The organism is Chryseobacterium sp. MIQD13 (assembly GCF_050496705.1).
Taxonomy (GTDB): domain Bacteria; phylum Bacteroidota; class Bacteroidia; order Flavobacteriales; family Weeksellaceae; genus Chryseobacterium.
In genome coordinates, this window is record NZ_JBNWAF010000003.1 from 591,791 (window position 1) to 614,516 (window position 22,726).

A 22,726-nucleotide genomic window follows, 5' to 3' on the forward strand; every position below is an offset into this window, starting at 1 on the left:
TATTTCAGATTTACTTTCCGCTTTTTTACAAATTATAAGGCAAAGGAAGTTCCTATATTTTTTGGATAAATTACTTCCCGCTTTTTATAAACTATAGGTAAAAGGAGTTCCTATACACTTCACTTTTAATGAATCTACTCCTCACTTATTTTTTTAAATAATAACAATGAAAACACTAAAATTATTCAATGCTGTACTGGCTGGAAAATCAGATGAAAAGTTGTTTATTTCTGATAACGGTTTTATCATTGAACCGGATGCTGTCTGGGCAAAAAATGAAATCATCTCTTATTATGAAAAGGAAAAATTAAATGGAAATGATTTGAATAAAACCTTTCATAAATCCTGGGAGAAAATAAAAAATACTTCCAGAATTGATTTATTTTTTGAACAGATCAGTCATTATATTTCAACGTACGGAAGCAATTTTCAAAGTGAAATTTATATTCCCGATGAAGTGCTGAACGTTCCTGATATGAAGCTGGTTTTTAAAGTAATCAAAGCTTATACTGTAGAAGAAATGCAGGAAAAATGCCTTTCTCTTTTAAGATCAGGAATTGCTTTAAAAGAAGAAACCATTGATGAATTGCTTTATGTTTTACATACAGAGCTGGAATATGATTTTACAGGAAAAGAAAATATCAGAAATAAGGAAGCTGTTATAAAAATAGCCGATCAGTATGATATTTATCCTGAGAATCCTGTTGAGTTTTTCCGGTATGTAATTTATAAAACGACCAATACAACGCTTTTAATCAAAAGTGATGATCTGATTGATTTAATCAAGCAAAATAAATTCAATCCAACATATTTATTCGAAAGCTTTGGAATGGAAAAACTGGCGGAAATTTTTAACAGATTTAAACCGTTATTCCTTGCTTATAAAAACAGGGCGCCTAAAGCGATCAATAAGATTTCAAAACTGTCTAAAGTACATCATAAACCATTGATTTCAAATCCGTTGAATGATGTTACAAATACACTGCTGGAAAACAGCGATTGGCACTGGCTGGAAAATGCGACACCGTTTGCATTGTTCAAGGCATTGTCAGCTTGCTACTCAAGAATGTATGGTCAGGATACTTTTGTTTACAGAGTCCGAAACGGAAAATCGTGGGTGAAAAAAGGTAAGGAAACTTACGTGAATCAATTTAACTATGATTTTATTCTGGATTATCTGAAACTGAAATATGAAAGCTTATCCGGAAAGAAATTTTATTTCCCTGAAAATGTAGAATTTGCATTGCCAACTTCTGAAAAAATGTTTGTTGGAAATATTCCTGCCGGAACCCGTTTTTATGATGATAGACTGGCTGTGGGTATCTATTGGGAAGATCGATGGGGTGCCCGTGACCTTGACCTTTCAGGATTGAATATCGCCGGAAAAATAGGCTGGAATGCTGCTTATAATCACGGTGACGGACAATTGATGTATTCTGGAGATATGACTTCCGCTCCTAACGGTGCTGTTGAATATCTTTACGCCAATAAAGGACATTGTGCACCGACACTTGTCATGAATAATGTTTTCAGCGGAGACACAAATTGTGGATATAAAATCGTGATCGGAAAAGGAGATCATATTTCCTATGACTATATGATGAATCCTAACAATCTCTTTGCTGAAGCCAGATGTAATTCTGTTCAGAAACAAATGATTCTCGGTATGCTGGTGACAAAAAACGAAAAGCAATGTTTCGTACTATTGAATTTCGGAGCCGGACATTCCCATGTTTCAGGAAATAATCAGGTTTCTATGATGGCAACAAGTGCATTGTATCAGCAATGGTACGAAGCTATGTCTTTCAATGAGCTTGTAAAAGAGCTTGGAGCTGAGGTTACAACAGAAAAAGCGGAAGCCGATTTTGATTTCTCACTGGAAACCCTTGAAAAAGATAGTTTTACAAAGATTTTCAGATAATAAATAAAGATAAAAACAGATTGACAATATAACGCAAACATCTGCGTCATGTGCAAAATCTGCGAGAAATTTATTTGCATATTAATTCATCTGCCATTTTGATTAGGAATACCTTTTCAGAATGGCAGTTTTATTTTAAAAACACATCATATAAAATCATAAATTCCGTTTTTCCAGCCCAATACCTTGGAAGAATCCGCTTTAAGCCAGTTTTTAAGGATGGTAGCATAAACCTTTCTGAAATCTTCCGTATAAATCAGGTCACCATCATTCAGATGCTGAAGATCAGGAAGAGCATTCAGAAGTCCTTTCTTTTTAAGGCCTCCGCTGATAAAGAACATCTGATTGGCAGTTCCATGGTCTGTCCCGTTACTGGCATTTTGAGATACCCGGCGGCCAAACTCCGAGAAAGTCATTAATAGGACATCTTCGAAAATGCCATTACTTTTCAGGTCGGCTACAAAAGATTTTACCGCTTCATCAATGTCGCTGAACAGTTTTTTCTGCCTTTCATTCTGATTAACATGCGTATCGAAACTTCCTACGGAAAGATAATAAACCTGGGTATTAATGTCAGATTTAATCAGTGAAGCTACAGTTTTAAAATCTTTTCCCAGCTGTGAATTAGGATAAGTCTGGTCTGTTTTTTTAGATTTACTTTTTTCAAAAATATAATCTGCATTATTAATGGTAGAACCAAGGGTCTGATATAAATAAGAAACCGTTTCGTCGTCATGATGATGGTCATACAAAGACTTAAAATATTTCTCCTGACTCGTCTGATAAAGCCTTTTAGGATCTTTAAAAGCAAATGCTTTATTGTTTTCTCCTTTCAGGGCAAGGCTCAGCATATCATCTACTTCCAAAGCCTGGGTCGGATGCTCGCACCGGTAGCACTCTTCATCAAGAAAACGTCCGAGCCATCCGGTTTCAAGAAATTCATCACTGCGGCTGGCGGAATGCCAGATATCCATACTTCTGAAATGGGATTTGTCGGGATCAGGATAGCCTACATTATTCATTACCGAAAGTTCACCGTTATCAAAAAGTTCTTTGAAATAGGAGAGAGCCGGATTGATTCCTGCTTCATCATTCAGAGGTAAAGAATCTTTGATGGCAATACCGTTTCTTTCTTTAAAATAAATATCATTTTTTGTCGGGATAATAGTATTCAAACCATCATTTCCACCCGTAAACTGAAGCACCACGAGAATCTTTTGACTGGGTTTTAAAGCTTCATCCAGTGTCATGGCTTTCAAAAAATTAGGCATCATCAGTGATGTGGTTGCCAATGAACTTATTTTTAGGAATTCTCTTCTTTTGATTAGCATAATTTTGTTTTTTAAGATCTGCTACCTAACTTAACTGATATTCTGGTGTCGACATCAGATTGATCATATTCATCTTAATACTTTTATCCGAAAAATTTTTAACAGAACTCATATCAAGGGTTTTTGTATTCTGAATCAGGTAATCTTCACAGTTTTTGTCTGCAAATACTTTTTCCAGCCTGCTCCAGTCAATGGTGATATTAGGATTTTTGAATGATTTGTTTAACGCAGTTTCACGGGATTTCATTCCCATGTCGATGTCATCGTCCTGTCGCGGACTGTATTCCAAAGGACGCAGGCCGGACCATATCTGTGGAATCTGTAACCTAAGCATCAGCGTCGAACTGTCTATCCATGATCTGCCGCTTGGCCATCCCGCTACATTAGGCGGATAGAGAAGCATCTGCCCGAGCAGTTTCTGATAAACAATAAGGTTTTCCGGATTTTGAATATTCATAGGAAGCATCCGCATTATTCCGGCCATCAGTTCTATAGGAGATTTTATCCTGTTCCCGATGTTCTTTTGGTTATAAAACCATGAGCTTGAGAAAATCTCAAACATCAGTTTTTTTATATCATACCCGGAATTGTAGAAACTTGTACTTAGCTGTTCTATAATGGTATTGTCTGCATTTTCATTAACGAAGAACCTGTATATTTTTGCAGTGATGAATTTTGCAGTGGCTTTCTGTTCCAGAATCATATTTAAAATATCGGTTCCTGTAAAATTTCCGGTTTTCCCAAGGAATATTTTAGAACCTTCATCGTGCACGTTTTTTCTTTCTTTAAAATTGCCCTCTTTGTCAAATCCCCATCCTGTAAAAGCTCTTGCAGCTTCCCTGATGTCTTTTTCAGTGTAATTTCCCCTTCCCATTGTAAATAGTTCCATGACTTCACGGGCAAAGTTTTCATTCGGATGACCTTTTTTGTTTTGCTGATTATTAAGGAAATTCAGCATTGCAGGAGATTGGCTAACTTCAAAAAGGAGGTCTTTAAAATTTCCTAATGAATTTTTCCTGATAACATTAAGAAGCTGTTGATTGAATCTTGAATTATTGACCCTTGTTGCAAAATGCCCATGCCAGAAAAAAGCCATCTTTTCCCTCATCTGATCTTTGCTGTTGACCATTTTGTCAAGAAAATTCAGATTGAGCTCATTATTCTGTTCTCTGCTGATACGCTGCATCTCCTTTTTCTTTTCTGCGGGAGTTTTGCTGTCCATCATGTCGGAAACACCAGTACTTAGAGTGTCGTAACTGATTTCAGTGAAATTTTGTTCTTTAAATAGCTCATCAACCAGCAACTTTGTATTCTTACTTTTAAGCCCATCAACCTGGTTAATTCCGGCTCCGAAACCGGCTCGCCAAAGAAGATGTTTATTATGCAATAGTGAATCGGCCATATTGGGAGAATTTAATTTTTGGATAGTTTTGAAAGGAAAAGGTTAAAATAATAACGATTAAGAGCCTTTAATATTATTATTTTTTTAAGAGGTAACTTAAACAATCATTTAATTTTAATATAAATTAACATATTGATATTCATTGTTTTACAAAATGGGTGAGTGTTAAAATAAGATAAAAACCCTCCCTTGGCACGATTTTTACAGCCTATTGCTTTAGTAAAATTTAAAATTAGAGTTATGAAAATGTTAAAACAGGCAATATTACTAGCTGGAATCTTAACAGCAGGTATCGCAAGCGCGCAGAACTCAAAGATGAATAATATGATCAAAGTAGGCGCTAATGTTGGTTTAGCAGTACCTGCAGATAATCTGTCTGCGGCAGCAGGTGTGGATGTGTCTTATCAGAACTTGATCACCCCCGGATTTGGATTAGGGATTGCAACAGGATATACTCATTATTTCGGAAAAAGTAACAACGGATATGATAATAATGATGTAGGAGTAATTCCTGTAGGAGCTTTAATAAGAATCTATCCTAAACAAACCGGTTTCTATTTCGGAACAGATTTAGGGTACGGTTTCCTTGTAGGTGATGATAAAGTGGCTGCCAACAGTTCTGTTAACAGACCGGACGGAGGTTTCTATATCAAACCGGAAATCGGGTACCACAACAGAGACTGGAACTTCTTCGTACAGTATCAGAAAGTTTTTGTAGGAGATAAAGGTGATATGGCAGGACAGGACTATAATGTGGGGAACATCGGAGTAGGATTCGGATACAATATTCCATTAGGAAAGTAGTTAGATTTATATATAAACAATTATTAACCAAACCTTTTTATGAAAATAAAAAGGTTTTTTCTTTCCCTGCAGGATTTACGAAAACTATTATTATATTTGATAAAATTTGAGGTTATGATTTTGAATCCAAAATTTCCGCTTTATTTACCGGGAGTAGAGAATACCAATAATGATAATGTTAGTATCATTGGTGCAAGTCTCCGTGAAGATATAACGATCTTAGGCTATTTTGTTTCCAGTAACGGGGGCCTTGAGGTGAAAATTCAGAATGAATATAATACTAAAGACTATACTTCATTTTCTGATATATTGAGAAAATTCATCCAGGATAATCAGCTGAGCAATGTGAAACGTTTGGCGGTAGCTGTACCCGGACCTGTAATTGATGGAAAAAGCAGTCCTGCAAGACTGGGCTGGGACTTAGATATTGAAGAGTATACCAGAGATTTTGGTTTTGAAAAAGGAGATATGCTGAATGACCTTGAAGCATCAGCCTATGGAATGGGGCTTCTTGAAGACAGCGATCTGGACCCGATCTATACCAGCGGGCATCTTGAAAAAGGAAATGTAGCGATCCTGGCTCCAGGAAACGGACTGGGTGAAGCAGGATATTTCTTTGACGGAAAAAACCTTAGACCTTTCGCAACGGAAGGCGGACACTCGGAATTTTCACCAAGAACGAATGTAGAAGTAGAGTTTTATCAGTTCCTGAACAATATCTACGGTATTGTAAGCTGGGAAAATGTACTTTCTAAAACCGGTCTTTTTAATATTTACAGATTCCTGAGAGATGTAAAAAGACATCCGGAGCCGGAATGGCTTGCTGAACGTTTTGCCGGAGGAAACTTTGTTGAAGAGCTTTACAAGGCAGCAGTGGAAGAAGACGTACTGATCTGTAAAATTGCTCTGGATACATTCCTTGAATTCCTTGCAAGAGAAGCAAATAATCTTGTGCTGAAGCTTAAAGCTACGGGAGGGCTACTGATCTCCGGAGATATTCCGCAAACAATCAGAGAATATATCGACAAAGGAAAGTTCTATGATAAATTCAAGATAAGCGACAAGATGGAAGGACTGCTGAAAAGCACACCTATTTATCTGATTAAACAGAATCACACAGCATTAAAAGGCGCTGCACTGTATACTGCTTACTATCAAAATTAAAATACTAAAACTCCGAAGCTTTCGGAGTTTTTTTATGAGATGATATTATTCATAAAAATAATTGGTTTTATTGATATACATCAATGAAATCTATCAGATAAGTTGGCTACATTTGCACCATTAAACAAGTAAACAACTTTATTCAAATGAAAAAAATATTCTTATTAGCAGTTTTAGCAGGTGGTCTTGCATTCGGACAGTCAAAAAAAGTAGTGGCATCTGATGTTCACTGGTGGGGATACAAAGTGGCAAAATCTGAGGCAAGCTCTCACGACGGTACTGTGAAAGTAAAATCCGGAGACATGGTGATGAAAGGAAATAACCTTGTAGGAGGAAGCTTTGTTTTGGATATGACTTCTATCAACTCAACTGACCTTTCCGGAGAATATCAGCAGAAACTGAACGGACACCTTAAGAATGGTGACTTCTTTGAAGTTGAAAAATTCCCGACTGCTTCTTTCAAGATTACTTCTGTAAAGAAAAACAGCGATAAAATCTATAATTCTTTAGTGACAGGAAACCTTACTGTTAAAGGTAAAACAAACCCAGTTACTTTCCCTGCAAAAATCTCTTACAGCAAAGGAGTAGTAAGCCTGGTTTCTAACAAATTCTCTTTCGACAGACAGAAATTTGATGTTGCTTACAAATCTACAATGCAGGATGTTTTTGTGAAAGATGACATTGAAATGCTTGTAAAGGTGACTGCTAAATAATTTAATCAAAAAAAGATTATTAAAAGTGTAGAAGTTCTACACTTTTTTTTATTTTTGTTGAATTGTAAATAAAAAAGAATGAAAAGATTACTATTGTTTGCTATGATGTGCATCAGCATATCATTTGTTTCTGCACAGAAGAAATTTGATAAGGTTTCAAAAGTGACTTCATCAGAGATCAGGTGGTGGGGATATAAAGTTGTAAAAACCGAGGCTTCTTCACATTCAGGAACGGTAAAGCTTAAAAGCGGGAAGTTCAATTTTGATAAGACGGTTCTTGTAGACGGTGAATTTATTATAGATATGAGAAGCATGATGGCGGGGGATGTTTCGGAGGAAGATCAGATCAAACTTACCAACGATCTAAAAAGTACCAATTTCTTTGAAGTTAAAAAATTCCCGATCGCAAAATTCCATCTGACTAAAATTATTCCTTTGGCAAACAGTGAGTATAACTCAACCGTATATGGTGATGTAACGATTAAAGGGGTAAGAAAAACAATTACTTTCCCGGCAAACGTATATGTAACCCAGTTTACAGTAGTAGTAGAATCTGCTAAATTCTCCCTGAACAGAAGAGACTTTAAAGTATTTTACCAATCTTCTCTGAAAGATTATTTTATTAAGAATGAAATGGACATCCAGTTCAGAGTTTCTACAGAAAAGCTGGATAATGACAACAGAGTTCCTGTAAAGAAAAAATAAGTAAAAATATCCTATCAAAAAATATATGGACGGTTTATAAAAATCGTCCATTTTTTATGCTTAGAACCCAATAGCTAAAGAATAAATACAAGATATCCTTTTATAATGCAAAGAAATTATTATAACCATTCAATAAGATTTCAAAGAAAGAATCAATCTTTGATTGATTCGATACAGCAGCAGAATAATCCCATACCTTAATCAGCGGCGTAGCCACCACTCTTTGTTTCCCTCAAAATAAACCAGAAACAATCATAAGCTTTGCATTAAAATTCATCCAATCTTTTACCGCTTAAAAGGAAAACCCAAACGATTTTTTCAGACACTGTTTTAAAAAAGCGAAACTCCTTTTAACATTCTCAAAACCTTCAATTTTCTTAACAGTTCATAAATAACACACAATTAAAATTCTATCCATATCTTTTACCATGTTTTTCTTAAATTAGTACTATGAAAATTTATGTAGTAAGCGGTCTCGGTGCAGACTTTAAAGTATTAGAAAGATTAGAATTTCCCGAGAAATACGAATTGATTTTTATAGACTGGCTCATTCCGGAAAAAGACGAGCCTTTTCATTCCTATGTCGAAAGAATGGCAGAAAAAGTGGATGTTTCAGAGCCGTTCTGCCTTTTGGGATATTCTTTTGGCGGTATCATGGTACAGGAGATCAATAAGCTGAAACCTGCCCGGAAAGTAGTTATCATGGGGAGTATCAAATCTGATAAGGAAAAATCTAAATTTATAAAGACCGGGGAGATCACCAAAATTCCGAGAATACTGCCTGTTGGTATGTTTAACGATAAAGCAGCCAATGTCTATTCTGTGGTCAGAAAGCTGTTTGATCCTAAAAATCCTAAAATTCTTCAATACTTCAAGGTCAGAGATCCTTATTATCTGAAATGGTCTGTAGAAAAAGTTTCCGAGTGGAAATTTGAAGAAACTCCCGATGTTATTCAGATACTGGGAGATAAGGATATTGTCTTTCCTATTAAATATTCAAAACCGGATTATGTAATAAAAGGGGGAACCCATTTATTTCCGGCAACAAAATATAAAGAAGTATCTAAAATATTGAAAGAAGTTTTTATTTAAAATATAAAAATTTATATTTAATGTTATTTTTTTAGGGGTTAGTTTGTGAAAATATATGTTTTTATAAAATTTATATTTAATTTTGATAGGGTTAAATATAAATTATATGAAAATTGGTTTAAAATGGATTGTTTCATTCTCAGTTATTACCCTTGTAGCATTCGGAGGATTATTTTGGAGTCCGGTTGCAGATCTTCCCAACACCGGAGAATTTCTCAGTGAAGATAAGATTGTTGGTGCAGATGTAGCATGGATACTTGCTGCTGCGGGGCTTGTGTTACTCATGACTCCGGGGCTCTCATTCTTTTACGGAGGAATGGTGGGTAAGAAAAATGTGATCTCCACCATGCTACAGAGCTTTATTGCACTCGGTGTTATTTCTATTTTATGGGTGGTTGTAGGATTTTCTCTGTCATTTGGAGACTCATTAGGTATTGAGATCAATGGGGTACATTATGGAATTATTGGAAATCCTTTGAGTTATCCGTTTTTTAACCATGTGGGAGCATTGCCCCACAAAATGATGGCTTCCACTATTCCTTTTGTCCTTTTTGCTCTTTTTCAGATGAAATTTGCAGTGATTACTCCTGCACTGATTACAGGTTCTTTTGCTGAGAGAGTGCGCTTTATTTCTTATCTGTTGTTCATGGTGCTCTTCAGCTTATTCATTTATACACCGCTTTGTCATATGGTATGGCATCCTGAAGGCCTTTTGAATAAATACTTTGGTGTAAAAGACTTTGCAGGCGGAACTGTGGTTCATATGAGCGCGGGTTTTGCTGCTTTGGCAGGCGCCTTGGTTTTAGGCAACAGGAAAAATCCGCATCATGAACCTTCCAATATTCCTTACGTACTTCTTGGAACCGGAATGCTTTGGTTCGGATGGTTTGGCTTTAATGCAGGATCTGCTTTAAGTGCCAATGCTTCTGCTGCAACGGCTTTTGGAACTACTACTATTGCCTCTGCCTCTGCTATGATGACCTGGATATTTTTTGACCGTATCAACGGGAGGAGTGTTTCGGCATTGGGAGCCTGTATCGGAGCTGTTGTCGGACTTGTTGCCATTACTCCGGGCTGTGGCTTTGTAAGTATTCCGGAAAGCCTTTTTATTGGATTTGCAACAGCCATCGTTTCAAACTTAATGGTAAACTGGAAAGCATTGAAGAAAATAGATGATACCCTAGATGTTTTTGCCTGCCATGGAGTAGGAGGAATTATGGGAATGATCCTTACCGCCATTTTTGCCCATGGTGAGAATGCAAGCCTTCTTCACGGCGGAATTGAAGTTTTTGCCCATCATATGATTGCTTTGCTGCTTGTTTCCGCTTTTACATTCTTTGGCTCGCTGCTTTTATATAAAATTACGGATGCGATGATTACTCTGAGAGTCTCCGAAGAATCTGAAAATAAAGGACTTGATATTTCTCAGCATGAAGAAAGCCTGAAATGGTAAATTTCCGATTCAATGATTAAATAAAGTATAAACCTTATGTCAAACCCAACATATTAATATTTTATCACGTATCTTTGTTTTCAGAGGAAAATGTACTGTGATTTATGGAATCAATATCAGTTTTTGAGATTATTAAAGTAGGAATAGGCCCATCCAGTTCACACACGATGGGACCGTGGAACGCAGCATCTGCATTTATCAGGATTATAAAAAGAGAAAGATCAATTGCTGAGGTAAAAGAAGTTTTCCTTGAATTTTTCGGTTCTTTGGCTAAAACCGGAATAGGACACGGGACGGATATTGCAGGAATGCTTGGATTGAATGGTGAAGATTTTAAGACCATCAATACTTCAAAAATTGACGAAAAAATAGAGAAAATAAAAAAAGACCAGATCATTAACCTGGGTGGGGAAAAAGAAATTCCCTTCATTTATGGCTATCATTTGGTTTTAAATATGCAGAAATCCCTTGATTTTCATCCTAATGGAATGATTTTCAGGGCGGTTTTTGAAGACGGAACTGAGCTTGTTCAGGATTTCTACTCTGTAGGAGGAGGTTTTATTGCAAGCCAGGAAAAGAATTCCATACAAAAGCAGTGTATCCGGACATTGTATCCGTGCCATCACGGTTCTGATATCCTGAAATACTGCGACAAATTAGGATTTAAAAGATTTTCAGACCTGATCTTCATCAATGAAGAAAGCTGGAGAACTCAGGAAGAAACCAGACAGGAAGCCCTGAATATCTGGAAAAATATTAAAGAATGTATCTACAAAGGTGTCAATAAAGAAGGCATCCTTCCGGGAGGTTTAAATGTAACCAGAAGAGCTGCAGGGATCAACAGAAAACTTTTAGGAGATAAGATCTATACAAATATTGACGAGTGGTTCCAGCTTGTTGTGGATGCAGAAGAAAATTTTACCAATATCAATAAATGGATTGCCTGTTTTGCACTGGCAGTGAACGAAGAAAATGCAAGTTTCGGAAGAATTATCACAGCCCCTACCAATGGAGCCAGTGGTGTTATTCCGGCAGTGTTAATGTATTCGCAGGCATTTACCGAATTTACCAGTGAAGATGATATTGTAAGATTTTTACTTGTGGCCGGTGAAATAGGAACTTTATTCAAGAAAAATGCAACCATTTCCGCTGCAATGGGTGGATGTCAGGCGGAGATCGGAGTTTCTTCGGCTATGGCAGCAGCAGGCTTAACGGAGATCTTAGGCGGAAGCATAGGGCAGGTACTGATGGCTGCAGAAATTGCAATGGAACACCACCTTGGGCTTACCTGTGACCCGATTAAAGGACTTGTACAGATCCCATGCATTGAAAGAAATACAATGGGGGCTATGAAAGCAATCACAGCAGCAAATATTGCATTGGAAAGTGATCCTTCAAAAGCGAAAGTAACGCTGGATGAAGTAATTCAGACCATGTGGGAAACAGCTCTGTCGATGAGTGACCGTTTTAAGGAAACCTCAGAAGGCGGATTGGCTATTGCAGTAAACGTTCCTGAATGTTAACAGAGATTTACTATAAATATAAAATCCTTAGATGATGAGTCTAAGGATTTTTTTTATGGTGGAATTTAAGTTTAATTTTCCTTAATGGTTAAAGAATACAATTTACTTTTTATTAAACAGAAAAGTTTTCCCTCCCTGGGTCAGCTGCATCTGATTGTTTTCAGGAATAAATTGAATACTAATGTCCGCCTTTTCAAACTGAAATTTATTTTCTCCGGTATTGGTAAGTGGAAATTCCGGTTGTCCCGTTCCTTGTCCGTATAAGGTTCCGTCTTTGGAAAACACCTTTAAAGGAATCGGAGCTTCTTTTGATTCATATTCTCCGGTATATTTCTCCAGTTCAGAATCTGGTTTTCCAGTACCAAAATCCGGATATTTGTAATCCTTTCCATACAACAGGCTTAAGATTCCAATATATAAATCGTTATGATGAAAATTTTGACCGTTTATAGTTACAGCAAAAGAAAGCTTGTCTTTGGGCTCGTATGACAATACAGAGTGAGATCCGGCCGTATCACCGCCATGCCCGTAAGCAATAATGTTGTAGAAAGGTATTTTCATCATTCCTGTTCCAAAAAACTTTTCATTTTCATTAGGTATCATGATCTGAAGAGTCTCTTTTTTAATGAAACTGCCATTAAATAAAGCATTCATAAAGATGTTCATATCTTCTGTAGTAGAGACGATATCCCCAAGTCCTATGCAATTATGGAAGTCAAAATCAGGAACTTCTTGCCAATTGCTGTCTGTGAACTGATAAGATCTGAAAATATTCTGAGGATTATCCAATACTGAAAAAGTATGCTTCATTCCTGCCTTTTCAAGAATATTTTCTTTCAACAAAACATTATATGGCTTATCATTAAGTTTTTCCAGGATTCTGCTTAAAAGAAAATATGCAGAATTAGAGTATTGGGTTTTGCTTCCAGGTTTAAAGCTTGTGCCCTGCTTTTTGATTTCTGCAATGATTGCCTTATCACCAACCTGTTTCCCGAAAAGCCAGTTGTCTTTTGCCTGACCTACATAATCGCCGAGTCCGCTTGTGTGGTTCATCATCTGATGTAGAGTGATTATTTTTGCATTGGGAATTTCAGGGTAATATTTTGAAAGTTTTTCATCCAGTTTAATCTTTCCTTTCTCCACAAGCTGCATCAGCATAACGGCTGTGATCATCTTGCTGATAGAGCCTATCTGGTATTGGGTATCCGTATTATAGGTCACATTTTTTAGCTTCTGTTGGCCGAAGTCTTTATGATATTCCTGAACACCGTTTCTGAAAATAGATACACTTCCGATCCCTTGATTCTTTCCGGCAATATAATCCAGAAAATCATCAATTTTTTCCTTGTTAATTGCCTTGCCATTGAGATAGGAAATATCAGGGCTTTTGGAAACAGGAAGATCTCTGAACAGATTTAAAGGAAAGATTCTTCCATTCTGGCTAAAGTTTCCTTCAAAATGATCCACTTTAAAAACTCCTTTATAAGCGGCATTGATTTTCTTTATATCAAAACTCAGTTCATTATTGATGAAAACCGTTTTATCCACAGCTATATCATCATTGCTTTGTTTGGGGCTGTTAAGAAGAGAAGTGTACCCTCCAGGAATTTTTTTAACCTTCAGAATTACAGGAAGTTTCATGGTCTGGAGATCCAGTTCACCGTTCCAGATTCCGTCGATTTGGGCGTGACAAATCTGTGCCAGAAAAACCAGCACAAGTAAAAAATTGATTTTCATGATATTTAAAAGTATTTAGATGTTAAAATTTGGCATACCAGAGTCATGATGAGGGATATGGCTGCAAAAAGAACAATGTGCTGCCATTTTTTTATATTGGTAGCTGTTTTAAAACCATTATAATAGATGGTTATACTATAGATTAAAATAATAAGGGTAAGTGAGGCCATACTTATCATAACCGCAACATCCCATATGGGCAGGACTTCTGTAGGATGATCCTTGTGGGTTATCATTCTATCCTGAGCTTTTTTTATAAAAGAAATTTTATCCGTAGCCTGCAGAACGACTAGTAAAAGCTGTGAAATCAATACGGTATTGACAATGTCTATAAATCTCGTTTTACTATTTAAAATTCTGCCTAATATAAAAAGGATGATGATGGCCGAAGCAAAACTGATCAAAGTAGGAATAGCCACAGCCTGAAGCGTTACTTTTTCCAAATTGCTGATCTTATAAATACTGCTGAAGCATGTTCCGGTCCAGTATCCTGTCAAAATGGCTAAAGCTGCTCCACATAATCCAATACCAAGCAGTAATTTATCATCAAACTTCTCAAAAGGATTAAAAATTGTTTTCCAGTTCATCATCGTTGGTTTACATATTAGTTTTTAGTTGTCCGATTTTGGTGATCAGGTCATCCATTTTGTTTCTCATGGTCGGGTAGGAAAGTCCTGCCTGTTTGGCCATTTCTTTAATGCTTCCGCTGGAAAGGAAAAAGTTGAGTACGAATTCCTGTTCATCGCGGTTTAGCTTCAGCAGGACCGGAAGCTCATAATCCCCGTTTACTTCCGTTTTGCAGTTCGGGCATTTCATTTGGCTTACATTTAATGTATTGTCACAACTTGGACAGACGGTAGGAAGTTTCATCAATTAATTTTTTACGAAAGTAATATTTTTTTTAATAAAGTTAAAATATTTTTTAATTTTATTAAAAAAATAATGAATCTGAAGAAGTATTTTTAAGATACTACTGAAATAAGAGATATCAAATGAATAAATATCATGGCCAAATCCTGCAATCTGCTCCTCTGAATATAAAATTTGGATTTCAGATAAAAACAGATATTTTTGTCAGAAAATAAACTACCATGAAAAAATATTTTACACTTCTGTGTATAGCTATGTCTTTAGCTGCGTATTCACAAATCACTATTCCTGAAACTTCATTAAAAGGAACAATTACCACTCAGAACGGAATGGTTATAGAATATAAAGATCTGAAATTCAGTAAAGGAAAAGTTACCTATAAAAATGTACAGAACGGAGCAGAGGAATTTCTGTATGAAAATTCAGTGAAAGCAGTTCAGGAAGCCAATGCGAATGAAGTTTCAGAGACCCCGGCTCAAACTCCGGTAATGTCAGCAGCTGAACCGAAAAAAGAAAATCTTAAGCTTACAGACAAGCATGATATCAAAAATTATCTTCTGCAGCAGAAAGATCCGGCGTATATAAAAGGAAAAGGGATTAATAATCTGGGAACAGCATTTGTAGTGGGAGGTGCAGCATGCTTTGTTGTTGGCGGAATTTTAAACTTGTCTAAATCGAACAGCAGCAATGTAAAGAATGGTGAATCCAGCGGGTCACCGGTTCCGTTAATCATTGGTCTTGTTGGTGCAGGAGTAGGCGTTACCTTGAAACTGGTTGGACATTCCCAAATGAAAGACGCTGTTAATAATTACAAAAATGCAAACGCTTCAGGATTTACTCCAAGCTATTATGTTCTTAATGATAGCAATGGAGTAGGTCTGATGATGAAATTTTAAAAATAAAGGAAGCTATTTTAAAAAGATGAAAAGGTTGGATTTTTTTAACCGGTCAAAGTCAGATATAAATCTGCGTAATTACTTTTATCTCTTTAAAATAGCTTCCTTCTTTTATCTCAGAATACCCCTGATCCTGTTTGCATTGCTGATCAGTTCCTCAAGGTATTCGTAGTTTTCCTTCTCCAGTGCAGCCTTGAATTTTCTGAGCTGGGTGATATGTTCATTCAGGACATCCAGAACATTTTCTTTGTTCTGTTTAAAAATAGGGACCCACATTTCAGGATGAGATTTCGCAAGACGCACCGTACTGGAAAAACCTGAACTGGCAAGCTGGAAAATAGTCTCTTCTTCACGTTCTTTTTCCAAAACAGTGTTGGCCAGAGCATATGATGTGATATGAGAAATATGCGAAATATAAGCCGTATGAATGTCATGATCTTTTGCATTCATGTAAATAAGGTGCATATCCAGACTTTCCGCAACTTTTTCTACTAACTGAAGCGCATCGGGTGCAGACTCTTCTTTATTGCAGATTACCCCGGCCTTTCCTGCAAAGCTATCAGAAACAGCAGATCCCGGACCATTGTTTTCCGTACCCCACATTGGGTGAAATGCTACAAATCTGGAACGATTCGGATGGTCTTTTACTGCATTTACAATTCCAGCCTTGGTGGATCCTGCGTCCATCACTGTTTGTTTGTCAGATATAAGATCGAGGACGGTAGGAAGCAATTTCCTGGCGGCATCTACAGGAATAGCAATGATAATGAAGTCAGCATTTTTAACTCCATATTCGAGATCCGTACCGGCATCAATAATATTAAGAGTCAGTGCTTCCGTAATATGCTGCTGATTATTATCAATTCCGTAGATGAAATCTGCAATGCCTTTCTGTCTTAATTTTAAAGCCATTGAACCCCCGATCAAACCTGTCCCAATAATACTTATTTTCATCTTTTTAAATTTTTAAAATAAAAAACCCCGTCCTGGGACGAGGTTTTAAGTTATGTTCATAAGAATCCTAGCCCAGATCTGAGTTAAAAATTCTATAATAATATGTTCCGTTATTGAAATTCACGAAGTGAAGGTATAAAATATTTTTTAAACTCAGAATATTTTTGACTCAAATACTCATTTTAATCTTAGTCTGCACTGTGAATAATTATTCTTTTAACATCCTTGCCCAGCGATTCCAGGCTTAAAGTTGTTACACCTCCTGCAAACTGAAATTCAATATCAGTTTTCCGGGAAGCAATATTGTAGCTTATGGATATTAAGCCGTCTTCATTGATTTCTTTTGTGATGTTTTCTTTCGGAAGGTTGGTCAACAGCAGTTCTGCTTTTTCTATTTCCTTATGTTTTACTGTTCTTTTATAAACTTCATCTATACTGGAATTTTTAAAGATACATTCCTGTTCGGTTTCGTATTCAATCTGTTTTTCGGTACATTCTTTCAGTACAGGGAGTTCTTTAGGCTGGACAACGGAGATATTTTCTACTTCAGATGTTTTGACAGGTATGCTGTCGTTTTTAGTAACCACTGTTTTGTTCATTACTTTTTTTGAATCGTTTTTACACCCCGTAAAAATTAAAAGTCCAAGGCATACGAAACTCATTTTTTTCATGGAAAAGATTTATTTTTTAATATTTGAAAGTATCTTAAAAATAATGAATATTCTTCCTAAAATTGATTTAATCTGCGTTTTTAAAAGTTTTATATTTGTATAGATTTGAATATCAGTCTGTTTATATTTAATCCCAAAAGACAAATATCATGAATAAAGTTTTTTTCTACAGTCTGTTGATATCTGCCGTTTCTGTAAACTTAAGTTTCCGGATTCAAAGTATGAAGATTTCTGCTTCAGATCAGACGATAAAAACAGACACAATAAAAATCAAAGAATCGTTTAACGAAAATGATCTCCCTGTCAATGAATTCTTAACAGACAGGCTGAAACCGATTCGGGCCAATTTTAAAAGAATCAACTCAATTACCAAATGGACATCTGTTAAAAAAAGAGATATAGAAGGGGAATCGGCAGAAGGAGGTGAAGCTGTATTTTATAAAAAGAATGGACGCCTGGAAAAAGTTACAGCACGTCTTTACGGAGAAATGGGGCAGGTACTCACAGAATATTATCTGCTTGACGGCCATTTATCTTTCGTTTTTGAAAAAATATACAAGTATAACCGGCCTTTATTTTATGATGTAAAAGCGATGAAAGAAAATAATGATACCGAAGCTTTTGATTTTAAAAAATCTGAAACAGAAGAAAACAGAAATTATTTTGAAAAAGGTAAGCTTATTCATGTAATCAACAGTCTGGATTGTGGCGCTCCGTTCAGCAGTGAATATATTAAAGAGGAGGAACTGAGAATATCCGGAATATTCAAAAAGCTTCAGATACTGGCAAAGGAAAAGTAATGATTAAGTTTTATATAGCAGCAAGACGCAGACGCTCTTCTACTTCATGTATTCTCCTGATCCAATAATCTATTCCTTCATGATTGCTTACCCCTTGCTTTTTGGCGTTACCGCTTACCGTTGATAGTATAAGCCAATTTCTCTGATAATCTTTATTACGCTCCTCTTTGGTCTCAGGTTCAATACGGTTTCTCCAGAATGTAAGCGATTCCTCGTATTGGGAACGGATCTTTTCCAGATAAGAAATCATGGTTTCTTTATCCTGGGGAATATAGCCCGGTCCTGAACATCCGCAGGAATGAAATGTAATTCCTACCTTATACAGGCTTTGGATATGCTGCCATTGACTGTTGTCATTTTTCGGGGGAGATTTGAAATCCATCCCCATACTGGCCATTAGCCCGCCGCACTGAGGGCATTTTGCTTCAGCAGAAGTTTGCATGTCCCTGTCAATATCCTTTAACAGGCGGCGTTTAAAAGTTTTTTGACAGCTGAAACATGCATAGTGTGGCTTGTAGGCTTTCATGGCATATCGGCACATATTTTTACGCTATAAACTGCAATTTTTTAATAATGAAATGGATCCTTCTTTTCTGCAGAATTCCCGGCGGTATTCCCTTCTGCAGGAAGGAAAACCGCCGGATCTACAGTTCCGTAAATGTATTGATTTTTTTGCAGAGTTATAAATAGAACTTTAGCATCAATACCATACGGAAATTAATATGGACTGTGTGGACTGTTTTTTATGGATTAGAGATAATTAAGGTCGAAGGAATATCAGACAGCCAAAGGCTCTTAGTATCGATCAGGTTTTTCCAGCTTTTGCTGCTGACCAGCATCAGATCCTGTGAGTTCAGAAATTCTTTTTCGATTTTTTTCTCGTTGTATAAAGTGATATGGTTAGGTGCTACCTGTTCAATACTTCTGATCAGTTCTTTCACCTCGATATTATTACGGATCTGTCCGGCAGCATCAAGGATAATGATCTGAGAATTGTTATTATTGATCAGCCTTTTGGCATATTCAAGCAAATAAAAATCGCTGAGGTTAAAAATAGGAACAAAAACCCTGTCTGCAGATCTGAAATCTTTTTCTACCAGAACACCTACCGGAATATTGGTTTTATCAAGGATCTGCAAGGTAAAATCATCAAAAGGAGAATTGTTAAAAATATTTCCTTTACCTTTTACTGTATTCAGCAGTTTTTCAGGATTGATAATCTTTGTAGTAAATCCAAGCAGCCTTCCCAGCAAACTTCCTTCATACATAGATTTCCCAAGCATGATCAGAAGAAGATCATAATTTCCTTTATTTGAAATACTCGTAAGATCGTTTTCAATATCTGTGGAGGCTTTGAAAAGGGTCGTAACTTCCAGTTTCAGGTCATGCGAGGTTTCAATAACATTTCTGAACTGTGCATCTTCATATTCATTGATGTCGTAAGCATGCATCTCGTCCACCGGGGCAATATTCATTGCGGTGATGCTTTTATTACCGTTCATTTTGTTGGTAAAATCATGAGCCAGTTTCAGCAGGGTACTTCCGGATTCAGGTTTGTCGAAAGAAAGCAGTACACGGTATTTTGAATCATTATGGTTGTGAGTATCCTCATCGGAGCTTTTTTTAGATTTAAAAATAAAATTAATAAAGTCTAAAGCCGGGCCTGTCATAAAAGTAGTGAATAAGGCCATAATCACCAGCATTGCAAAGATTTCCGGGCTTAATACCCCAAGATCATATCCGATATTCAGTACAATAAGCTCCATTAAGCCTCTTGTATTCATCAGGGCACCAATTGTTAAGCTTTCCTTCCAGTTGATTCCCACAAACCGTGCTGTAAGCGCACTTCCTATAAATTTACCTGTAACAGCTGTTATAATAATTAATCCTGCAGTCATCCACAAATGCCCGTCATTAAGAAGCCCGATCTGCGTACGGAGACCAGTAAACACAAAGAACAGGGGAAGAAGAAGCACAAGGGCCACATCTTCTACCTTATCAATAAAAAGTGTACGGAATTTTGCATTCTCAGGCATGATAGCTCCGGCCATAAATGCTCCGAATAAAGCATGGATACCAATAACCTCAGTTGCGTAAGCAGAAAGGATAAGGGTCAGGAAGAAAATAGCCACCATCGGTTTACTGATGGTATTTTTACCCGCCTGAAGATCTCCGACTCTTTTCAAAAACGGCCTTACTATTTTAATCATTAAAAATACATAAGCTATGGCCATGATGATCACGTAAATGGAACTGGCGAAAGATCCGGCTTTTACAATGGCAATAACTGCCGCAAGGATACACCATGCCGTGATATCGTCGGCTGCGGCACAGGTAATTACAATGGTCCCCAGTTTGGTTTTCTGAAGATTTCTTTCCTGAACGATTCTTGCCAGTACCGGAAATGCAGTAATACTCATCGAAATAGCTATGAACAAGGCAAATGAAGTAAACTGAATACCTTCCGGCGCAAATTCCTGATATACAAAATAAGAAAGTCCTATACCCAATGCAAAAGGGATAATGATACTCGCATGGCTGATTACCACTGCATCATGTGCTTTTTTTCTTAAAACGCTGAGATCCAGCTCCATTCCTACAATGTACATAAACAGGATAAGACCTATCTGGCTCAGAAACTGTAAGTTGCCTAAAGATTCTTTCGGGAAAAGAAAAGCTGAAAATTCAGGAAAATACATGCCTAATAATGAAGGTCCTAAAACAATCCCGGCTATCATTTCTCCAATTACCGTAGGCTGCTTGATTTTCATGCAGATCCACCCGAAAAGTCTTGCGACAAGAATAATGGTAACGATCTGTGCAAGAAGAAGAGCGAGCGGATGATGAAGGTTCGCTTTGAAAGATTCCTGGAAGTTCTCCCAGGTAGAACCTGTTGTGGTTTTTGCTACTATATTTTCCTTGATTTCCAGTGTCTGTCCTTCAATGATAAAGAAGTACATCAGGCAGGAAAAGAAAGCGATAGTAGATATGTAAAAAATTAAATTTCTGTATTTTCCCCAGTTCATGATTCCTAATATTTTAATGCAAAGTTGATGAGAATATATTGATGTTAAATACTATTCTTCTTAAAATGTAATAAATGTTCTAAAAAATGTAATAAAATCATTCAGCAGCAAAAATACACAGTATACTCATGTGAAAAAGGAAGATGTAATGAAACCACTACATTCTGCAGTGAAACGATAAATGTATGAAAGATCTATTTTCCAAACAGTTCCATTAAGGAATTTTTATAAGCTTCACCAATTTGTAGTTTTAGAAAATTATCTCCTTCTGATTGAATGGTAGTGATAATTTCGTTGGTGGAAAATATTTTGATGGAAGAGAGCGCAATGATCTCTTTTTTATTTACCTGTGCAAAATCTTTTGGAGGCAGCATTTCAAGGAGATTTTTAAAGCTGAGGTTTTTAAGGACGATCGTGGTTCCGTCATGCAGGGTAATATCTTTGTCGCGGCTGTCGATTTCAGATGTTTTTATATAAGCGATCTGTTCCGTAAAAATCACGGTTCTGCCGATATTGGTATTCCATTCAATCAGATCCTTTTTATGGGGAATATCTATCAGTTCTTTTGCTTTTTCGAAGGCCTGGATCAGTCTTTCCTTTTTGATAGGTTTTCTTACATAATCCACCACATTCAGGTCGAAAGCTTCTGCCGCATATTCTTTATAGGCTGTTGTAAAAATAATCTTTTTGGAGCCGGAAATAATTTCTGCCACCTGAAGTCCGGTCATTCCCGGCATTTCAATATCCAGAATACAGAGATTACAGTCGATATTGTCTATCTCACTGAGGAAAATTTTAGGATCGTTAAATGCTTTTACCACTTCTACATTCTCGATCTGTTCACATAGAAGTTTTAAATAGCTGATCGCCAGTAATTCGTCATCGAGAATAACGCATTTTATCATAGAATTCTCCTAAATTGATTTTTAATTCTGCAGTGAATATACCGTTTTTTGAACTTTTTTCGAGCTGATAATGATTGTTGTAGATCATTTTAAGCCTCTGATCCAAAGACTGACTCCCGAAACCGCTGTTTTCCTTTTCAAGAACATTTTTTAACGAAGCTTTATTGCTTACTTTCATGGTAAAAACCCCGTTTTCCAATTCCATATGGATCGAGATAAAAGAATCCTGTGCCAGAAAATCCGTATGTTTAAAAGCATTTTCAATAAGATCAACGGAGATCAGAGGGGCGAAAACCTTTTCTTCATAAACAGCATCCGATTTATTGATCTTTGATCTGATCCTGAAATCGAAAAGCGGATTGATCTTTATTTTATTGATCTCGATAAGACTTAAAGCAAAATTCAGTTCCTCTTTCGGACTGACGAATTTATTATTGCTCTCGTACAGAATATAATCCAGAACATTCGCAAGTTTATCCAAAGACATATACGTCTGATAGGCGTGCGATTGTACAGAATTCAGAATGTTTTTAAACAAATGGGGATTCAGCTTGGTACCGATATGTTCCAGCTGAACTTCATTCAGTTTTTGTTCAATGATCTTGTTGGTTTCGGAAAGACGTGTATTTCTCTGTTTGATCCTGCTGTTCTGGCTGAAAAGGTAAATGCTGACCGTGAGCAGGAAGAAAATAGCAAAAACTCCAATGAATATCAGATAATCATGAATCATGTAGTAATTGCCTCCCATAAAAATAGCTT

At 36.6% G+C, this 22,726-nt stretch carries 21 protein-coding genes; 10 read left to right on the forward strand and 11 right to left on the reverse strand.

Features of this window, described 5'->3' with window-relative positions:
• The first annotated feature begins 166 nt into the window (after nucleotides 1-166).
• Complete coding sequence (locus ACQWU4_RS15090) at nucleotides 167-1,921, forward strand: hypothetical protein (protein ID WP_429936570.1); 1,755 nt, start codon at nucleotides 167-169, stop codon at nucleotides 1,919-1,921.
• A 146-nt stretch (nucleotides 1,922-2,067) separates the two neighbouring features.
• Here ACQWU4_RS15090 and ACQWU4_RS15095 read toward each other — a convergent pair whose 3' ends face one another.
• Nucleotides 2,068-3,252: a DUF1501 domain-containing protein gene (locus tag ACQWU4_RS15095; RefSeq protein ID WP_429936571.1), complete on the reverse strand. Its 1,185-nt coding sequence runs from the start codon at nucleotides 3,250-3,252 to the stop codon at nucleotides 2,068-2,070.
• 25 nt (nucleotides 3,253-3,277) lie between these two features.
• Nucleotides 3,278-4,654 carry a DUF1800 domain-containing protein gene (locus ACQWU4_RS15100; protein WP_429936572.1) on the reverse strand — a complete coding sequence of 459 codons (1,377 nt, stop codon included), beginning with the start codon at nucleotides 4,652-4,654 and terminating at the stop codon, nucleotides 3,278-3,280.
• Nucleotides 4,655-4,894: 240 nt separating this feature from the next.
• On the opposite strand from ACQWU4_RS15100, the gene ACQWU4_RS15105 reads away from it, so the two are divergent.
• The 7 genes from ACQWU4_RS15105 to ACQWU4_RS15135 all read left to right on the forward strand — a co-directional run bounded on the left by ACQWU4_RS15105 (nucleotide 4,895) and on the right by ACQWU4_RS15135 (nucleotide 12,108).
• On the forward strand, nucleotides 4,895-5,458 hold the full coding sequence (locus ACQWU4_RS15105) for a hypothetical protein (RefSeq protein WP_429936573.1): 564 nt from the start codon (nucleotides 4,895-4,897) through the stop codon (nucleotides 5,456-5,458).
• Nucleotides 5,459-5,572: 114 nt separating this feature from the next.
• Nucleotides 5,573-6,622, forward strand: coding sequence for a glucokinase (locus tag ACQWU4_RS15110; RefSeq protein WP_429936574.1), 1,050 nt, complete (start codon nucleotides 5,573-5,575; stop codon nucleotides 6,620-6,622).
• A 146-nt stretch (nucleotides 6,623-6,768) separates the two neighbouring features.
• Complete coding sequence (locus ACQWU4_RS15115; protein ID WP_429936575.1) at nucleotides 6,769-7,335, forward strand: YceI family protein; 567 nt, start codon at nucleotides 6,769-6,771, stop codon at nucleotides 7,333-7,335.
• 78 nt (nucleotides 7,336-7,413) lie between these two features.
• Entirely contained in the window at nucleotides 7,414-8,040 is a 627-nt protein-coding gene (locus tag ACQWU4_RS15120) for a YceI family protein (protein ID WP_429936576.1), read from the forward strand.
• Nucleotides 8,041-8,490: 450 nt separating this feature from the next.
• Nucleotides 8,491-9,132, forward strand: coding sequence for an alpha/beta hydrolase (locus tag ACQWU4_RS15125; protein WP_429936577.1), 642 nt, complete (start codon nucleotides 8,491-8,493; stop codon nucleotides 9,130-9,132).
• A gap of 106 nt (nucleotides 9,133-9,238) precedes the next feature.
• Nucleotides 9,239-10,585: an ammonium transporter gene (locus ACQWU4_RS15130; protein ID WP_429936578.1), complete on the forward strand. Its 1,347-nt coding sequence runs from the start codon at nucleotides 9,239-9,241 to the stop codon at nucleotides 10,583-10,585.
• A gap of 104 nt (nucleotides 10,586-10,689) precedes the next feature.
• A complete protein-coding gene (locus ACQWU4_RS15135) occupies nucleotides 10,690-12,108 on the forward strand; it encodes an L-serine ammonia-lyase (RefSeq protein WP_429936579.1) in 1,419 nt (472 codons plus the stop codon).
• A 102-nt stretch (nucleotides 12,109-12,210) separates the two neighbouring features.
• Here the strand turns inward: ACQWU4_RS15135 and ACQWU4_RS15140 are convergent, their stop codons facing one another.
• The 3 genes from ACQWU4_RS15140 to ACQWU4_RS15150 are packed head-to-tail and all read right to left on the reverse strand — an operon-like array spanning nucleotide 12,211 to nucleotide 14,715.
• On the reverse strand, nucleotides 12,211-13,845 hold the full coding sequence (locus tag ACQWU4_RS15140) for a serine hydrolase domain-containing protein (protein WP_429936580.1): 1,635 nt from the start codon (nucleotides 13,843-13,845) through the stop codon (nucleotides 12,211-12,213).
• A gap of 5 nt (nucleotides 13,846-13,850) precedes the next feature.
• Nucleotides 13,851-14,432, reverse strand: coding sequence for a YIP1 family protein (locus ACQWU4_RS15145; protein ID WP_429936581.1), 582 nt, complete (start codon nucleotides 14,430-14,432; stop codon nucleotides 13,851-13,853).
• Between the two features lie 10 nt (nucleotides 14,433-14,442).
• On the reverse strand, nucleotides 14,443-14,715 hold the full coding sequence (locus ACQWU4_RS15150; RefSeq protein WP_429936582.1) for a DUF2089 family protein: 273 nt from the start codon (nucleotides 14,713-14,715) through the stop codon (nucleotides 14,443-14,445).
• A gap of 221 nt (nucleotides 14,716-14,936) precedes the next feature.
• On the opposite strand from ACQWU4_RS15150, the gene ACQWU4_RS15155 reads away from it, so the two are divergent.
• Nucleotides 14,937-15,611, forward strand: a complete 675-nt coding sequence (locus ACQWU4_RS15155) for a hypothetical protein (protein WP_429936583.1) — start codon at nucleotides 14,937-14,939, stop codon at nucleotides 15,609-15,611.
• 111 nt (nucleotides 15,612-15,722) lie between these two features.
• Here the strand turns inward: ACQWU4_RS15155 and ACQWU4_RS15160 are convergent, their stop codons facing one another.
• The gene (locus ACQWU4_RS15160; protein ID WP_429936584.1) at nucleotides 15,723-16,565 is read right to left on the reverse strand and encodes a prephenate dehydrogenase; all 843 of its coding nucleotides are present in this window, start codon (nucleotides 16,563-16,565) and stop codon (nucleotides 15,723-15,725) included.
• A 188-nt stretch (nucleotides 16,566-16,753) separates the two neighbouring features.
• Entirely contained in the window at nucleotides 16,754-17,236 is a 483-nt protein-coding gene (locus tag ACQWU4_RS15165) for a hypothetical protein (RefSeq protein WP_429936585.1), read from the reverse strand.
• 149 nt (nucleotides 17,237-17,385) lie between these two features.
• Here ACQWU4_RS15165 and ACQWU4_RS15170 point away from each other — a divergent pair, with 149 nt between their 5' ends.
• Nucleotides 17,386-18,036 (forward strand): hypothetical protein, encoded by a 651-nt coding sequence (locus ACQWU4_RS15170; protein ID WP_429936586.1) that lies wholly within the window; start codon nucleotides 17,386-17,388, stop codon nucleotides 18,034-18,036.
• Nucleotides 18,037-18,046: 10 nt separating this feature from the next.
• Here the strand turns inward: ACQWU4_RS15170 and ACQWU4_RS15175 are convergent, their stop codons facing one another.
• From ACQWU4_RS15175 to ACQWU4_RS15190, 4 genes are all read right to left on the reverse strand, one after another.
• A complete protein-coding gene (locus tag ACQWU4_RS15175; RefSeq protein ID WP_429936587.1) occupies nucleotides 18,047-18,562 on the reverse strand; it encodes a hypothetical protein in 516 nt (171 codons plus the stop codon).
• 217 nt (nucleotides 18,563-18,779) lie between these two features.
• The gene (locus tag ACQWU4_RS15180) at nucleotides 18,780-21,062 is read right to left on the reverse strand and encodes a cation:proton antiporter (RefSeq protein WP_429936588.1); all 2,283 of its coding nucleotides are present in this window, start codon (nucleotides 21,060-21,062) and stop codon (nucleotides 18,780-18,782) included.
• A 194-nt stretch (nucleotides 21,063-21,256) separates the two neighbouring features.
• Nucleotides 21,257-21,967: a LytR/AlgR family response regulator transcription factor gene (locus tag ACQWU4_RS15185; protein WP_429936589.1), complete on the reverse strand. Its 711-nt coding sequence runs from the start codon at nucleotides 21,965-21,967 to the stop codon at nucleotides 21,257-21,259.
• Nucleotides 21,942-22,715: a sensor histidine kinase gene (locus ACQWU4_RS15190; RefSeq protein ID WP_429936590.1), complete on the reverse strand. Its 774-nt coding sequence runs from the start codon at nucleotides 22,713-22,715 to the stop codon at nucleotides 21,942-21,944. The genes ACQWU4_RS15185 and ACQWU4_RS15190 overlap by 26 nt, the downstream gene beginning before the upstream one ends.
• Nucleotides 22,716-22,726: the final 11 nt, after the last annotated feature.

What these genes read in the sequence shown, in the direction of transcription:
- ACQWU4_RS15090 (WP_429936570.1), top strand. Translation starts at nt 167, where the DNA reads ATGAAAACACTAAAATTATTCAATGCTGTACTGGCTGGAAAATCAGAT.
- ACQWU4_RS15095 (WP_429936571.1), bottom strand. Translation starts at nt 3,252, where the DNA reads ATGCTAATCAAAAGAAGAGAATTCCTAAAAATAAGTTCATTGGCAACC.
- ACQWU4_RS15100 (WP_429936572.1), bottom strand. Translation starts at nt 4,654, where the DNA reads ATGGCCGATTCACTATTGCATAATAAACATCTTCTTTGGCGAGCCGGT.
- ACQWU4_RS15105 (WP_429936573.1), top strand. Translation starts at nt 4,895, where the DNA reads ATGAAAATGTTAAAACAGGCAATATTACTAGCTGGAATCTTAACAGCA.
- ACQWU4_RS15110 (WP_429936574.1), top strand. Translation starts at nt 5,573, where the DNA reads ATGATTTTGAATCCAAAATTTCCGCTTTATTTACCGGGAGTAGAGAAT.
- ACQWU4_RS15115 (WP_429936575.1), top strand. Translation starts at nt 6,769, where the DNA reads ATGAAAAAAATATTCTTATTAGCAGTTTTAGCAGGTGGTCTTGCATTC.
- ACQWU4_RS15120 (WP_429936576.1), top strand. Translation starts at nt 7,414, where the DNA reads ATGAAAAGATTACTATTGTTTGCTATGATGTGCATCAGCATATCATTT.
- ACQWU4_RS15125 (WP_429936577.1), top strand. Translation starts at nt 8,491, where the DNA reads ATGAAAATTTATGTAGTAAGCGGTCTCGGTGCAGACTTTAAAGTATTA.
- ACQWU4_RS15130 (WP_429936578.1), top strand. Translation starts at nt 9,239, where the DNA reads ATGAAAATTGGTTTAAAATGGATTGTTTCATTCTCAGTTATTACCCTT.
- ACQWU4_RS15135 (WP_429936579.1), top strand. Translation starts at nt 10,690, where the DNA reads ATGGAATCAATATCAGTTTTTGAGATTATTAAAGTAGGAATAGGCCCA.
- ACQWU4_RS15140 (WP_429936580.1), bottom strand. Translation starts at nt 13,845, where the DNA reads ATGAAAATCAATTTTTTACTTGTGCTGGTTTTTCTGGCACAGATTTGT.
- ACQWU4_RS15145 (WP_429936581.1), bottom strand. Translation starts at nt 14,432, where the DNA reads ATGAACTGGAAAACAATTTTTAATCCTTTTGAGAAGTTTGATGATAAA.
- ACQWU4_RS15150 (WP_429936582.1), bottom strand. Translation starts at nt 14,715, where the DNA reads ATGAAACTTCCTACCGTCTGTCCAAGTTGTGACAATACATTAAATGTA.
- ACQWU4_RS15155 (WP_429936583.1), top strand. Translation starts at nt 14,937, where the DNA reads ATGAAAAAATATTTTACACTTCTGTGTATAGCTATGTCTTTAGCTGCG.
- ACQWU4_RS15160 (WP_429936584.1), bottom strand. Translation starts at nt 16,565, where the DNA reads ATGAAAATAAGTATTATTGGGACAGGTTTGATCGGGGGTTCAATGGCT.
- ACQWU4_RS15165 (WP_429936585.1), bottom strand. Translation starts at nt 17,236, where the DNA reads ATGAAAAAAATGAGTTTCGTATGCCTTGGACTTTTAATTTTTACGGGG.
- ACQWU4_RS15170 (WP_429936586.1), top strand. Translation starts at nt 17,386, where the DNA reads ATGAATAAAGTTTTTTTCTACAGTCTGTTGATATCTGCCGTTTCTGTA.
- ACQWU4_RS15175 (WP_429936587.1), bottom strand. Translation starts at nt 18,562, where the DNA reads ATGAAAGCCTACAAGCCACACTATGCATGTTTCAGCTGTCAAAAAACT.
- ACQWU4_RS15180 (WP_429936588.1), bottom strand. Translation starts at nt 21,062, where the DNA reads ATGAACTGGGGAAAATACAGAAATTTAATTTTTTACATATCTACTATC.
- ACQWU4_RS15185 (WP_429936589.1), bottom strand. Translation starts at nt 21,967, where the DNA reads ATGATAAAATGCGTTATTCTCGATGACGAATTACTGGCGATCAGCTAT.
- ACQWU4_RS15190 (WP_429936590.1), bottom strand. Translation starts at nt 22,715, where the DNA reads ATGGGAGGCAATTACTACATGATTCATGATTATCTGATATTCATTGGA.